Annotated in this window: 17 protein-coding genes; 13 read left to right on the top strand and 4 right to left on the bottom strand. The window is 45.0% G+C overall.

Features of this window, described 5'->3' with window-relative positions:
* Window positions 1–43 precede the first annotated feature (43 nt).
* Window positions 44–694, top strand: a complete 651-nt coding sequence (trmH, locus tag QNI24_RS12475) for a tRNA (guanosine(18)-2'-O)-methyltransferase TrmH (RefSeq protein ID WP_267177027.1) — start codon at window positions 44–46, stop codon at window positions 692–694.
* On the opposite strand, the gene QNI24_RS12470 is transcribed toward trmH, so the two are convergent.
* The gene (locus QNI24_RS12470; RefSeq protein WP_267177028.1) at window positions 652–1,617 is read right to left on the bottom strand and encodes an ELM1/GtrOC1 family putative glycosyltransferase; all 966 of its coding nucleotides are present in this window, start codon (window positions 1,615–1,617) and stop codon (window positions 652–654) included. The genes trmH and QNI24_RS12470 overlap by 43 nt on opposite strands.
* A 132-nt stretch (window positions 1,618–1,749) precedes the next feature.
* Here QNI24_RS12470 and QNI24_RS12465 point away from each other — a divergent pair, with 132 nt between their 5' ends.
* From QNI24_RS12465 to QNI24_RS12440, 6 genes are read left to right on the top strand one after another with little or no spacing between them, the layout of a single operon-like run.
* Window positions 1,750–1,935, top strand: a complete 186-nt coding sequence (locus QNI24_RS12465; RefSeq protein ID WP_267177029.1) for a zinc-finger domain-containing protein — start codon at window positions 1,750–1,752, stop codon at window positions 1,933–1,935.
* A 49-nt stretch (window positions 1,936–1,984) separates the two neighbouring features.
* Window positions 1,985–3,112, top strand: coding sequence for a glycosyltransferase (locus tag QNI24_RS12460; protein ID WP_283708731.1), 1,128 nt, complete (start codon window positions 1,985–1,987; stop codon window positions 3,110–3,112).
* Window positions 3,099–4,349: an O-antigen ligase family protein gene (locus tag QNI24_RS12455; protein WP_267177031.1), complete on the top strand. Its 1,251-nt coding sequence runs from the start codon at window positions 3,099–3,101 to the stop codon at window positions 4,347–4,349. Before QNI24_RS12460 ends, QNI24_RS12455 begins: the two co-directional genes overlap by 14 nt.
* Entirely contained in the window at window positions 4,336–5,097 is a 762-nt protein-coding gene (locus tag QNI24_RS12450) for a glycosyltransferase family 2 protein (RefSeq protein ID WP_267177032.1), read from the top strand. The genes QNI24_RS12455 and QNI24_RS12450 overlap by 14 nt, the downstream gene beginning before the upstream one ends.
* Complete coding sequence (locus QNI24_RS12445; RefSeq protein ID WP_267177033.1) at window positions 5,072–5,968, top strand: lysophospholipid acyltransferase family protein; 897 nt, start codon at window positions 5,072–5,074, stop codon at window positions 5,966–5,968. Before QNI24_RS12450 ends, QNI24_RS12445 begins: the two co-directional genes overlap by 26 nt.
* 17 nt (window positions 5,969–5,985) lie before the next feature.
* Window positions 5,986–6,399: a hypothetical protein gene (locus QNI24_RS12440; protein ID WP_267177034.1), complete on the top strand. Its 414-nt coding sequence runs from the start codon at window positions 5,986–5,988 to the stop codon at window positions 6,397–6,399.
* 221 nt (window positions 6,400–6,620) lie between these two features.
* Here QNI24_RS12440 and QNI24_RS12435 read toward each other — a convergent pair whose 3' ends face one another.
* From QNI24_RS12435 to QNI24_RS12425, 3 genes are all read right to left on the bottom strand, one after another.
* Window positions 6,621–7,325 carry a hypothetical protein gene (locus QNI24_RS12435; protein WP_267177035.1) on the bottom strand — a complete coding sequence of 235 codons (705 nt, stop codon included), beginning with the start codon at window positions 7,323–7,325 and terminating at the stop codon, window positions 6,621–6,623.
* Between the two features lie 101 nt (window positions 7,326–7,426).
* Window positions 7,427–7,870 carry an Mpo1 family 2-hydroxy fatty acid dioxygenase gene (locus tag QNI24_RS12430; protein WP_267177036.1) on the bottom strand — a complete coding sequence of 148 codons (444 nt, stop codon included), beginning with the start codon at window positions 7,868–7,870 and terminating at the stop codon, window positions 7,427–7,429.
* Between the two features lie 17 nt (window positions 7,871–7,887).
* Window positions 7,888–8,790, bottom strand: coding sequence for a phosphoribosylaminoimidazolesuccinocarboxamide synthase (locus tag QNI24_RS12425; protein ID WP_267177037.1), 903 nt, complete (start codon window positions 8,788–8,790; stop codon window positions 7,888–7,890).
* Between the two features lie 65 nt (window positions 8,791–8,855).
* Here QNI24_RS12425 and djlA point away from each other — a divergent pair, with 65 nt between their 5' ends.
* Genes djlA through mazG form a run of 6 tightly spaced genes read left to right on the top strand, consistent with a single transcriptional unit; the run spans window position 8,856 to window position 13,690 of the window.
* Entirely contained in the window at window positions 8,856–9,665 is an 810-nt protein-coding gene (gene djlA / locus QNI24_RS12420) for a co-chaperone DjlA (RefSeq protein WP_267177038.1), read from the top strand.
* Window positions 9,666–9,722: 57 nt separating this feature from the next.
* Window positions 9,723–10,388, top strand: a complete 666-nt coding sequence (gene rpe / locus QNI24_RS12415) for a ribulose-phosphate 3-epimerase (RefSeq protein ID WP_267177039.1) — start codon at window positions 9,723–9,725, stop codon at window positions 10,386–10,388.
* A 27-nt stretch (window positions 10,389–10,415) separates the two neighbouring features.
* A complete protein-coding gene (locus QNI24_RS12410; RefSeq protein WP_267177040.1) occupies window positions 10,416–10,871 on the top strand; it encodes a hypothetical protein in 456 nt (151 codons plus the stop codon).
* Between the two features lie 6 nt (window positions 10,872–10,877).
* Window positions 10,878–11,555, top strand: coding sequence for a response regulator transcription factor (locus QNI24_RS12405; RefSeq protein ID WP_267177041.1), 678 nt, complete (start codon window positions 10,878–10,880; stop codon window positions 11,553–11,555).
* A 3-nt stretch (window positions 11,556–11,558) separates the two neighbouring features.
* Window positions 11,559–12,917 (top strand): ATP-binding protein, encoded by a 1,359-nt coding sequence (locus QNI24_RS12400; protein WP_267177042.1) that lies wholly within the window; start codon window positions 11,559–11,561, stop codon window positions 12,915–12,917.
* A complete protein-coding gene (mazG, locus tag QNI24_RS12395; RefSeq protein WP_267177043.1) occupies window positions 12,914–13,690 on the top strand; it encodes a nucleoside triphosphate pyrophosphohydrolase in 777 nt (258 codons plus the stop codon). Before QNI24_RS12400 ends, mazG begins: the two co-directional genes overlap by 4 nt.
* Window positions 13,691–13,725: the final 35 nt, after the last annotated feature.

Genomic DNA, 13,725 nt, shown 5'->3' with positions numbered 1-13,725 from the left:
CAGTTAGGCTGCTCTTTTTTTTACTGAAAATACCTTTAATGCCATGACACCCCAACGCTTTGAACGACTGAAACAGGTATTACAAGCCAGACAGACTGACTTAACGGTGGTTATGGACTGGGTGCACAAACCGCACAATTTCAACGCCATCATTCGTTCTTGTGATGCAGTGGGTGTATTTGAAACGCACTACATCCCAGTTGAAGAGGGCTATAGGCCATTGACCAACACCGCTAAGGGCTCACAAAAATATGTGGTTGCGAATCAGCATGATGAATTCACCAGCATTGCAAAACAGCTGAAATCCAGTGGACATCAGCTACTGGCGGCACATTTGTCGGATGAGGCAGTGGATTTTCGTCAGGTTGATTACACCCAACCAACAGCCATCGTCATGGGGGCTGAGTTAGAGGGCGTACAGCCAACAACCGCTGCGATGGTTGATCAACACATCATTGTGCCGATGGTGGGCATGGTGGCATCATTGAATGTGTCTGTGGCGTGTGCTTTGATTTTGTATGAAGCACAACGACAAAGGGCTGCGGCGGGAATGTATGATAAATGTTCATTGGATCCAGAGACTTATAACAGAACATTGTTTGAGTGGTGTTGGCCCAAAATTGCTGATTTGTGCCAGAAAAATGGCAAGCCTTACCCAGAACTTGATGAGGTTGGTGAATTCAAGAGTTTTTGAAGTTTGTCATCGGCGATCACTTCATCAATGCCTCTGATGGGAGTTGGCTGACTTGCTTGGCTGGTTGAGAAGTCAGTCAATCTGTCATTGATCGATTGTATGAATTTGAGGTGCTTTTTGCTGGTGACATGGGTTTTGGCCAGGATGCTCAATTGCGCTTCACTGGAAGCGCATTCATTGATCATATTGATGCTGTCAGCAGTCACATAGATGTGTTGGGCATACCTCAGAATGTCTTGATAGGGGTTGTCACCATCTTGTGGGTTGAGCCAGTATTGATCATCACCTTTCAATTGTTTTTTGATTCTTTGAATGCTGCTTTCTTGCAGTCTCGGTGAACCACACACAAGCAAGCCTGTATCAGGATGCTGTCGTCTTATCTTTTCCAACTCATCACAGAAGTCTTGGTCGAAATAATTGCCAGATGGGTTGCCAATTACCAATGCAATAGTTGGAAACTTTGCTGGTCGGGCAGGTGCTGATCGATACCATGTTGAGTCAAATGGGTGGAGGCTACCAAAAAAAGTAACCACCTTGTCACCATTTTTGCCATCATGCGCCGGTAACAGCAACAAGTCATAATTGTCTGGATTGTCTTTGGGGTTCATTATGTGAATGTGTTTGGTTTTCACGCCTTTGTGCTTGAGTTTTTTCCGCAAATGTTTGCCCACCGCCGCAGCCTGGCGACCGGCAGTGACAATCAAATCTGGTCGATGGCTGAGATCGGGTTGTTTGGCTTCAGCCCAAAGCGTGGCATGATCAAAGACCGGCAGTAATTTTGGCGCAAATAACTTCCACGGCTGTTTTAAATCAAAAGTGTAAGTGGTGCTGCTGTTTGAGATTCGTTCAGCCAACGATTGAGACTGAATTTCATGCCCTTTTCTGCCATCTGATATGACCCAACACAGATTTACTTTATTCAAATGCGCTCACAGTTTATAATGTCGTATCCATTATAGTGGCCAATCAGATCTGGATGCAATCTTACGCCACTGTTAGCATTAAAGATGTTGAGTTTGATGTCTTTTTTTACAATTACAATATCAGGATTAATCATGAGTCAGAATGCTGCCAACACTGAAAAAGTTTATTACGTCAAACCAAGCGATTTGCCCGTTTCTTGTCCAGGCAAAGACATGGCTGTTTGGAATTCTCATCCCAAAGTTTTCCTGCCTTTGGAAAAAACGGGTGAAGCAGTGTGTGAGTATTGTGGTGCCAAATACATTCTAAAAGTTGATTGAATGCTGTTGGGTATGACTAACAAATCATACCTGTTGTGTTCAAACAACCATGTTGTTCAAAAATGACCCCACTTTTTCATTGAAATCTCTGAAAATCATGCAAGTTGTGCCGGCCCTCGAAGTAGGTGGCGTTGAGCGTGGTACGGTTGAGTTTGCGATTTATCTGAAAAACATGGGTCACCAACCGGTGGTGGTCTCCGCAGGTGGTGAAATGGTCAAAGAATTAACCTCCAATGGGGTCCAGCACATCACTTTGAACGTCAACAGAAAGTCACTCTCCAGTTTGTTGTCAGTGAAAAAACTACGGGCTTTGATGCTTAAGTTAGAAATCGATTTGGTGCATGCTCGATCGCGGATACCTGCGTGGTTGTGTTTTTTTGCGTTAAAAAAAATGACTGTTAATAAACCACATTTTGTGACCACTTTGCATGGTTTACATTCGGTATCAAAATATTCGGCCATTATGGCCAAGGGTGACCGGGTTATTGCTGTGTCCGCTGCAGCTAAAGCATATTTATTAAAGTACTTTGACAGCGAATTGAAGCACCAGCCGGTGGTCATCAATCGTGGTATTGACCCGCAATTTCAGCATGGTTACCAAGCACAAAATGACTTTTTACAAGCTTTATTTAAACGCCACCCCCAACTGAGCACCAGTAAGAAGGTTTTGTTACCTGGCCGATTAACACGAGTTAAAGGCATTGAAAACATGATCCCCTGGTTGCAGCAGGGTGCTGCAGATCATTACTTGTTATTAACCGCAGCGCCAGATGAATCGAAGTACAGTCAACGAGTCACAGATTTATTGGCCAAACATCAAGTTTCAGATAAAGTGATTTGGCTGGGTGTGCAACGTCAAATGCCTGATTTATATGCCGCAGTTGATGTCGTTGTCTCAACCAATAACAAGCCAGAGAGTTTTGGGCGGACAGTACTTGAGGCCTTGACCATTGGTACACCGGTGGTGGGGTTTGCCATTGGCGGTGTGAAAGACATTCTACAAGACATATTTCCTCAAGGTGCCATTCAAGCAGGGGACTCTCAAGCCATGGCACAGCGAATTGAGGCTTTTCTGCAACAGTCCCCGGTGGTCCCAGCCCACCAGAGTTATGCAAATCAAAGCATGTTCGATCAAACTTTGGCTGTTTATAACGAGCTCATCAATGTACCCAACTGATAATCACATCAGTGCTGATAAGAGCACCAATAAGAATGTCGGCCATGGCAAACAAACCATGCTGGTCGCTTTGTTGTTGGCTGTTGTGTGGTTGTTGCCATTTGGTCGTTTGTCTGAGTTACCAATCTTGCTGATGGCCTTTGGGGGGCTGTGGTGTTTGATTCAACATCATCAAACCATCAGACAGCAGCCATGGTTCAAGCCGTTCACCTTGGTTTTTTTCGCTTACTTTTTGATGACAGCAATCTCGTCGCTGGACTCCTATTGGCCTGAGAAAAGTTGGTTGATTACTGCCTCAGCTTGGCGCTTTTATCTGCTGGGGGTACTGGTTTTGTTTTTCAGTGACGAAAAGACTGTGCCTCGCTTGATTTTTTGGCTTTCAGTTATTGTGGTAGTTTGGGTGTTGGATGCAGGCCTACAAAACATGCTGGGTCATAATTTATTGGGGCTGCCATCTTATCCAGGTCGTCTAACCGGTGTGTTTGGTGACAATGTTAAACTAGGACCGGTGTTGGCGCTGTTTTTACCGCTGTTATTGATTCAGCTGTGTCAAACCAAAGTGCAGTGGCGTTGGTTGCTTACTGCTTTGGTCGTCGTTGCTGTTTTGCTCAGTGGCACCCGCTCAGCCTGGTTGATGATGCTGTTTGTTTTGTTGCTGTTTTGGTGGCACCACACCAAAGGGCGGCGCTGGTTGTTGTTGGTAAAGGCCTGTGGTTTGATGCTGGTGACTGCGACGGTTTTGTGGTTCAGTTCGAATGCTTTTCAACAGCGGGTGGAACGCAGTATGGCGCTGTTTGAAGGTGATGTGTCGGCGATTGATTTTGCCTTGGCTGATCGGCTACCCATATGGCACACGGCAATAGATATGTACAAGAGCCATCCCATCAATGGTGTTGGCGCACGGGCCTTCAGGGTGGCCTATGCTGATCATGCTGGTGCTGATGATGTTTGGCTGGCGACACAAGGCAGTGCGCTGCATGCACACCACTGGTTGTTAGAGGTGTTGGCTGAAACAGGTACCTTGGGCCTGATTTTGATGGCAATGTTGTTGTGGGCACTGATCAAATATGTGCGGCCTGTTTTTCGCCAAAATCAAGTGTGGCCATTTGCGGTGGGCTTGTTGGCGGCCATGCTGCCAGTGGTTTCGTTGTATTCTTTGTTCTCATCCTTTTGGTCAATTTGTTTGTGGTGGATGTTAGTGGTGCTTTTTATCGGAGTTAAACATGCCAAAGATTAATTCAGTCAGTGCAGTAGTGACTTCATTTAATTCTGAAAAAACCATTGAAAAATGTTTGGCCAGCTTGTCATGGGCCGATGAAATCATTGTTTTAGACTCATACAGTGAAGATGAGACTCTGAATATCATCGAAAAATTTCCACAAGTGCGTCTGGAACAACAAGCTTTTAAGGGCTTTTCACAACAAAAACAGGACGTTATCGACATGGCGGTGCATGATTGGGTGATGTTGTTGGACGCCGATGAATGCTTAACACCCAAAGCCATCACCCAACTAGGAAAGTGGCAAAATAAACCAGCCAAAGCCGATGGTTATAACCTGCCGCGCATAGAATGGGTTTTTTGGCATTGGGCTCACCCCTGGGTCAAGCGCAATGAGTTCATCCGTTTGTTCAACCGCAAAAAATCTCACATGAGCCAAGATCTGGTGCATGAGTCCATCAAAGTCGATGGTGTAGTGAAAAAAATATATGCCCCTTTTAAACATTATGGTGAAACCTCAATCCAAGTCAAACTGGATAAAATCAATCGCTATTCGGCGCTTGCTGCACAACAGAAATTCAATCGAGGTAAACGCTGCAGTCCTTTGCGTTTGTTTCTGTATCCACCGTTTTATTTTTTCCGCCAGTTCATCATCAAACGGCAGATATTCAATGGTGTGGCCGGGGTCATTAATGCGACCTTGAACAGTTATTATGCCTATTTAAAATACGCCAAGTTATATGAGCTTCAACAAAACAAAGACTGACCTCCAAGTGGCCTTGGCCAAATGGCTGGCCAGGCGCCGCTTGGCCACACAAATGCGCATGGGTCGAGTTTTAGGTCGCTTGTTTTATTACCTACCTAATTCGCGCAAACGCATCGCCCGCACTAACATTGGCATTTGTTTTCCCCAGCTCACAACCCAACAAGCCAAAAGTCTGCTCAAAGCCAACATGCTTTCTACCGGCCAAGGTGTGATGGAAATGTTGGCAGCGCTGTGGGCCGAAGATGATCAGGTGGTTGATCATTTTGAGGTGGTGGGTTTAGAACACCTTAATCAAGCGATAAAAATAGGTCAGGGTTGTTTGTTGTTGAGTTGTCACACCACTTCCATTGAGTGGGGTATCCGAGGACTGAACCAACTGCTCAAAGCTCAACAAATACCTGTTGGTCATATGCTGGCCCGCCAACACAACAACAAACTGCTTGAGGCACACTTAGAAGCAGCGCGTTTATCCTTTGTGGAAAAGTTGATTGATAAGAAAAACATCCGCAGCTTACTGGCATCAGTTAAATCAGGGCATCCAGTTTATTATGCCCCTGATCAGAATTTTTCCTACCAAGTTGAATTTGCGCCGTTTTTTGACCGGCCAGCGGCGACTACCATAGGTACCTATAAATTGGCCAAAAAAGGGGTCAAGGTCATCCCTTGGTTTTGTTTCAGAACCGGCCCCTGTCAATGGCGTGTGGAGGTGTTGCCGGAAATGAAACAGCTCAGCGAATTGTCCGAAATAGACGCCACCACAACCATCAATCAGTTGTTCGAAACACAGATCAAACAATACCCCGAACAATACCTGTGGGTTCACCGGCGGTTTAAAAACCAACCAGAAGGGTTTGAAAATCCTTACCATTGAAACATTAAGAGGTGGTTATGCAACAGAAACACATCAAAACAGGTTTTGTACTGGCAGCAGCAATGAACTTCAGTGTGCTGTTATTCTCCAAGGGCTTCACCAACACCACCATCAACCTGGCCGATCCGGTGGTGATGTCAAATTTTGGCTTGTTGATGATTGTGCTTTGGGGATTGGCCTATTTAGCTGCGTCACAAATGAGCTATAAACTCAAATGGCTGGCGGCAGTCTTTGCCATTGAAAAGCTGATTTATGTCTGGGTTTGGATTAACTGGCAAAGAAATAATGAATTGGCACCGCTGTATGAGCAGGATTTACTGGCCGGTATCTTCTACAGCATATATGGTTTGAACGACCTGATCTTCATGTTGTTCTTTGCTTATGTTTTTGTGTTGGGTTGGCGCAACAAGCAGTCACCTAAGATAAGTTGAAACTCGTTTTTACGCTCTGGTGTGTTCATGCATGGCCAAAAAAAACAGGCTGAGTAGGATGCGCTTTGCCCACCAAGATTAGGTGAGGAATCAATGATGGGCGCAGCCCACCCCACAGAAATTTTCGATTACGGCTCCAAAAACAATCTGGCAACCACTGGCTTCTGCTTTGTTGTTCGCTTAATTTTAACCAATCACAACGCAGCTGAGCCAGTGTTGCTTTACTTCCAGCCACAAGCGGCCATTACCCCAGCAATCAGGGCGCAATGGATTTTGGTGCCGTATTTGGTGGTGAATGTTTTGCGGTAGGTAACTTTATCGAAGAACTTCTCTATAGAACCCTCAAAGCCTTCGGCATAAAAACGCATCTGTAACTTTGGTTTGTCGATGGATTCATCGAGCAATGGGATATCGGCATACCAGTCCATTATTTGTTGTTCTGGGATATAAAAATCCTTACTTGGGGCAGTGCGGGCTTGGAATTCAGGAGTGAGTTCCATGGTCGGTCGATTTTGTAGCATGCGCAGCACATCGGTGGCTTTGACTGTTGTGGTTACTTGTGTTGTGTCTGTTTTGGTCTGAGGCGGGTCTTGGTTTGTTTCAGTCGCTTTTGCAGGTGGCATGTCAGTGGATGTTACAGTCAGTGGCTCGGTGGCTGGAGGTCCCTGGGCCAAAGGTTTATCAGGCAACGGTTCAAGGGGTGAAGGCTCATCCAGCTTGGGTTCAACCGGCTCTAACGCAACGGGTTCATTCACCGGCTCTTGGCTTAAATCGATGACCAGGACAGGTGCCTCATATCGCTGTGTTTCCCATGGTCTGGGTAAGGCTAAAATCACTACAATCAGACACAACGGCAGCAGCATGTGCTTGAACCAATGTGTGTGGTCATGCGGTCGCCAGTTAAGATGTGAGTTTGCTGTTTGCAATGCGAGCTGAGGGCCATTAAGGGCTTAATGAAGGATTCAGCTTATTATAGGATTGGGTCGTTAAGTGAATGTAAAGTCAGCGGGCTTTTTCAGTCAGTAAGCTAAAGCTTGATATTAAAAAATTTAAACACCACCCAAGCCGGGCCAATCAACAAAAACTGTAAGTCTTTATAAAAAGAGGGTCTTTTGCCTTCTATGTGGTGGCCGATGAATTGACCCACCCAGGCAGCAACAAAAACCACAATCGCTGTGGTTAACAAAGGGGTGCCGATTGATTCAAGCCAGAAATTCAGCGCCAAGCAAGCAGCGGTAAATACTGACATGGTAAGAAAAACTTTTGCGCTTTTTACCAAGTAATAAAGCATCAATAATACCGCGGTAACCACCGCTAAATTCAATGCTATGGGGATTTTCACTGTCCACAAAGCCGCCGTGATAGACCAAAAAATCAGTGGCACGCAAAAGTAGTGGATGATTTGGTTGGTGCGGTTGATGTGAGACTTGTGGTACTCGGTCATCAGGTATTTCATCGAGGTGTCATTCATGGCGCTGTCTCTGTGGTTTATTCGTTGAGGAATTCTTTCCCTGTGATGCGGCGATAAGCTTCGTGGTATTTTTGTGCTGTCTTTTCGATCAGCTCATCAGGCACATGGGGTCCTGGTGGTTGTTTGTCCCAGTCAAGGGTTTCCAAATAATCTCGGATGAATTGTTTGTCGTAGCTTTCTGGACTGCTGTCTACTTGGTAGTTGTCTTGATTCCAAAACCGCGATGAATCGGGTGTTAATACCTCATCCATCAAAACCAACTCATCATGCTCATCGATGCCAAATTCAAATTTAGTATCAGCTATTATGATACCATTTTTTTCTGCGTGTTGGCGGGCTTGCTCATAGATGGTTAATGAAACGTCTTTTAATTGTGTGGCCCTGTCTTGGCCAATAAGATTGACCAATTGACCGAAAGTGATGTTCTCATCGTGATCACCGACTGCTGCTTTAGATGAAGGGGTGAACAGCGTTTCGTGCAATTGTTCGGCTTGTTTCAGTCCTTCGGGTAGTTTAATACCACAAACTTGACCGCTGGCCAGGTAGTCTTTCCAGCCTGAACCAATGATATAGCCCCTGACAATGGCCTCACAAGGCAAGGCACGCAGTTTTTTCACCACCACAGCACGTTGCTGTAAGTCTTTATCTGCACGTGGAATGACTTGTGTCACTGGTATTTCAGTGAGGTGATTCTTTATAATAGGCGCCATCATGGCAAACCAGTAATTTGAAATCTGGGTTAACAATGCCCCTTTGTGTGGAATGGTATCGGGTAAAACCACATCAAATGCACTAAGGCGGTCACTGGCAACCATCAACAAGTGCTGGTCATCTACCTCGTAGACATCTCTGACTTTACCTCGATGCAGTAAAGGCAGGTTTATTTGGACTGGATTTTCATTAGACGAATTTGAATTCATGTTGCCGGCTAACCATGCAAAGCGAGTATTTTAGCCAGTGACAACAAACGAAGCAATTAATTAGTATGGGTATTATCATAGGCGGTATATTGGGTTTTAAGTTTGGCAGCTATTTTGGCATGCTGTTTGGTGCTTGGCTGGGCCATACCATTGAGCGACAACTGGTTGGCCCAAAAATCACCAGCTCCACTAAAAAACAAACCCAAGAGAGCTTTTTCAACGCATTATTCTTGACCATGGGCCGTTTGGCCAAAGTGGATGGGCAGGTTTCTAGCTCTGAAATCAAGCGGGCCGAAAGCATCATGCAGCACATGAACCTGAACAGCGAGTTGCGCCAGCGGGCCATTGACTTGTTCAATCAAGGTAAAGACAGTAATTATGACATCGAGCGTTCGCTGCGACAGTTTGGTAATTTGGCACGTCGCTCGCTTTCCTTGAAGCAAATATTTTTAGAGATGTTGGTGGATGTGGCAGAGGCCGATGGCATGATTTCACGAGCAGAACAGCAACTTATTGAGCGCGCTTGTGAGCTGATCAGGTACCCGGTTCAATTATTGTATGCGATGATGAAAATGCGTGGTTTTGCTGGTCAGAGTGATAATTATCAAGGACGACAGGGTGGCCATGCTGGCCGAGAACATCAGCAAAGGAGAACCAACCCAGCAGCGCCATTCAATCCCTACCAAGTGCTGGGGGTTGATCAATCTGACAACAAAGCGACTATCCGTAAAGCCTACAAACGCCTGATGAGTCAACACCACCCGGATAAACTGGTGGCCAAAGGTTTACCACCTGAAATGATGAAAGTGGCCGAGGAAAAGGCCAAGCAGGTACAACTGGCCTGGGAAAAGGTCAAAGACCTGAAAGGTTGGTAGTCAGCGTAGTATAATGTCAATTATTCTCAACCATCAATTTAACTACTGAAATTCCCTATGACTGAAATTATCATCGCACCATCGATTTTATCCGCTGATTTTGCCCGTTTAGGCCAAGACACAGAAGCCGTTTTAGCGGCTGGCGCTGATTGGGTGCATTTTGACGTGATGGACAATCACTATGTGCCGAATTTAACTATTGGGCCCTTGGTACTCAAGGCTTTACGTGATTATGGCATCGAAGCGCCGATTGACGTACATTTAATGGTGAAACCAGTTGATCGCATCATTGGTGATTTTGCTGAAGCCGGTGCCAGCATCATCACTTTTCACCCAGAGGCATCGGAACACATCGACCGTTCATTGGCATTAATCAAAGAACATGGCTGTCAAGCTGGTTTGGTACTGAATCCAGCCACACCAGTGCATGTGCTTGAGCATGTGATGGACAAGTTAGATGTGATTTTATTGATGAGCGTGAATCCTGGGTTTGGTGGTCAATCATTCATTGCTAGTACATTAGATAAGCTTAAAACTGTAAGAAAAATGATTGATGAGAGTGGTTTTAACATCAGATTGGAAGTGGATGGTGGTGTTAAGGTGGATAACATTGCTGACATCGCTGCTGCTGGTGCCGACACCTTTGTAGCGGGCTCTGCCATCTTCAATTCGCCCGATTATGCGGAAACTATCACAAAAATGCGTCAAATGGTTCAGCAGTAATTCAGTCAAGTACGCTAAAATAAACCCATGAAAAGAGCAGTTGTCATAGTTTTAATGATTTTGTGCGTATCTCAAGTAGATGCCAAAGATCGTGGCGTGACTTTGAATGAAGCGGTGAACCAAGCCAAATCTGAAGGTCGTGTGCTATCAGCGCGCACCATTCTTGGTAACCACGAAATCAAAGTTCTGACTAAAAATGGCACGGTAAAAACCATCAATAAGAAGGCCAGCAGAAGTTCTAATTTTGCGCAAAACAATTTAGATCATTCCAGCCCGCAGACTTGGCACAATCAGTTTCGAAATGATTCGCCCAACAATCGCCAAACAGGTAACTCCAGAAATGTGATGAAGTTGGACCAAAGAAACAGCAGGACAGCCAAAAACACCAGCCAATACTCTAAAAGGCGCTCGATTTCCAGAGACAACGTAAGGGCAAAAAACCGTGGTAAAAGCTCATCCAAAGGAAAAGACAAAGATAATTAGAAGATCATGCGCGTATTGTTAATTGAAGATGATGACAACCTCCGTAACACCCTGATCAAAAGGTTTGAGGAGGTGGGCTATGTAGTTGATGCTGCTGACAACGGTGAGGATGGCCTCTACAAAGGCCAAGAATACCCCGCTGATGTGGCTGTGGTTGATTTGGGTTTACCACGAATATCTGGCATGGAAGTGATCCAAACATTGCGCAAGGATGGCATTGAATTTCCAATTATTGTGCTTACAGCGCGTGGCTCATGGCAAGACAAAGTCATGGGGTTAGATGCTGGGGCAGATGATTATCTGGTCAAACCATTCCACTTTCCTGAACTGCTTGCCAGAGTCAATGCTTTGGTGCGTCGATCAAGTGGTAATACCACGCCCGAAATCAGTTGTGGTGGTTTGTCGATGAATATGAGCACCCAAGAAGTAACGGTACAAGGCACAGCTCTGGACTTGACCTCTTATGAATATAAGGTTTTAGAGTATTTATTGCATCACCAAAATGAAGTGATTTCTAAAACCATATTGACCGAACACATTTATCACCAAGATTACGATCGTGACAGCAATGTCATAGAGGTTTTTGTCGGCCGCTTAAGAAAAAAAATGGCAGCCATAGATCCTGAAAGCAAATACATTGAAACTTTGCGCGGACGTGGGTACCGCATGCGTTCTAAAGACTAAAACATGGTGCATGTGACTCAAAGGGTGTCACTGACGAAAAGGGTTTTGGTCACCTCCAGTATTGCTTTGTTGGTGGCATTGGCTGCCATTGGTATTGTTATGGACCAAGCGTTCAAAGAAAAAACCCTGCATTTGGTCAAAGAGCGCCTTGAAAGTTATGTGTTGGGCATCATTTCTAACACCGAAGTAGATGGCGATAATCTGATTTTCCCAGAATATTTACCGACGCCCAGAATGGAGCGACCAGGCTCTGGTATGTATGCTCAAATCATTGTCGGTGATCAAGGTTGGCAATCCCCCTCTGTATTGGGTCAAGACTTGCCAGAGGTACTTGAGGTGGCAGTGAACGAGCGGGTGTTTGATGCACCGATTGAGTTCAATGGTGAACGTTTGTTTCGGATGCGACAAGGTTTTGTGCTGACTGATGCCAATGGTTCGATAGAACTGACCGTTTCCGTGACTGAGGATGCCGGTAATTTCTATGCCGAGTTGGCAGAATTTGAAGAAAACTTGCTTACGTGGTTGGTGGTGATTAGCTCGGTATTAGTCTGTGTTCAATGGATCATCATGTACTGGGCGACCAAACCGCTTAAACGCCTGACTGCAGATTTATTGAAGCTTGAAAAAGGCGATGAATTGATTTTTTCCGAAAACTACCCCAGTGAATTGCGCGGATTGACCACCAGTTTGAATCGTTTGATTGAAAATGAACGCAGCAATTTCTCAAGACAAAGACGTACATTGGGAGATCTGGCTCATTCACTCAAAACCCCATTGGCAGTGATTCATGCAGAGCTTGAAGGTGAAAAAATTGATAAAGATTTGATGCAGCAACAAATCCTCAACATGAATGAAATCGTGGCTTATCAACTGAAACGGGCTGCGGTAGCTGGTCATCGAACATTTGTCACTGGTGTACCTGTGATTGATGTGTTGGATAAAATCATCAATACGTTAAAGAAAATACATCCTGAGAAAAATATTTCAGTCAGTACACAGATAGCGCCAGGTGCGGAGTTTTATGGCGAGAAAGGCGATTTGATGGAGGTGCTGGGTAATTTGTTAGAGAATGCATTTAAGTGGTGTGAAGGTAACATTGATGTGTTGGTCAAGACTTTATACATGGAGGGACGTCGCAGAACTGGTTTAATTATAGAAATTGCTGATGATGGTCCTGGCATTCCGGTTGACAAAAGTGCCGAGCTACTGAAACGTGGTGTCAGGGGTGATGAAAAAGTCAAAGGTCATGGCATCGGGCTCTCAATTGTGACTGATATAGTTGAATCCTACCAAGGTGAACTGAAGATCAAGTCCCACAAGACACTTAAAGGTGCTTGTTTCAAAGTCATTTTGCCACCATGAAATCGAACATCAACCAACTTCTTGAAATCATGAGGCAACTGCGGGACCCTGAAAACGGTTGTCCGTGGGACATCAAACAAGATTTCTCATCAATTGCACCTTATACCATCGAAGAAGCTTACGAAGTGGCAGATGCCATTGAAGAAAATGACATGTCAGCACTGAGATCAGAGTTGGGTGATTTGTTATTTCAAGTGGTGTTCCATGCCCAAATGGCTGCAGAAGCCAGTCATTTTGATTTCAATGATGTGGTGGAGGCGGTCTGTGAAAAGATGACAGTCAGACACCCACATGTGTTCCAGCCTGATGCCCCCAAGCTAACAGCTGAGGAACAAACACAAGCTTGGGAGCAGGCCAAAAGTAAAAACAAGGACAGCGTGCTTGATGGCATCGCTAAAAATTTACCTGAACTTTTAAAAGCAGTTAAATTAACTAAATATGCAGCTGTTACAGGTTTTGATTGGCCGGATGTGGCACCAGTTTTTGCGAAACTGGATGAAGAGCGTGATGAGTTGAAAGAAGCCATTGAGTCGGGTGATAAAGAGCACATGGAGGAAGAATTGGGTGATTTGTTGTTTGTGGTAGCCAATATTGGGCGCCATTTATCCATTGATCCTTCTGCTGCTCTTAGAAAAGCCAATCATAAGTTTGAAAAAAGATTTCGCAAGGTTGAAGAACTTGCTCGATTGAATGAGCCTAAAAAACAAAACTTTGACCTGAAAACTCTGGACGAGTTATGGAATCAGGTCAAAGTTGAACATAATAATGACTGATTTGAAAGCAACCCACCGGTAGTGTGTGTGTGCGT

It is taken from the genome of Marinicella marina, from assembly GCF_030065545.1.
Taxonomy (GTDB): Bacteria; Pseudomonadota; Gammaproteobacteria; order Xanthomonadales; family Marinicellaceae; genus Marinicella; species Marinicella marina.
This window is presented reverse-complemented; position numbering and strand designations above follow the sequence as displayed.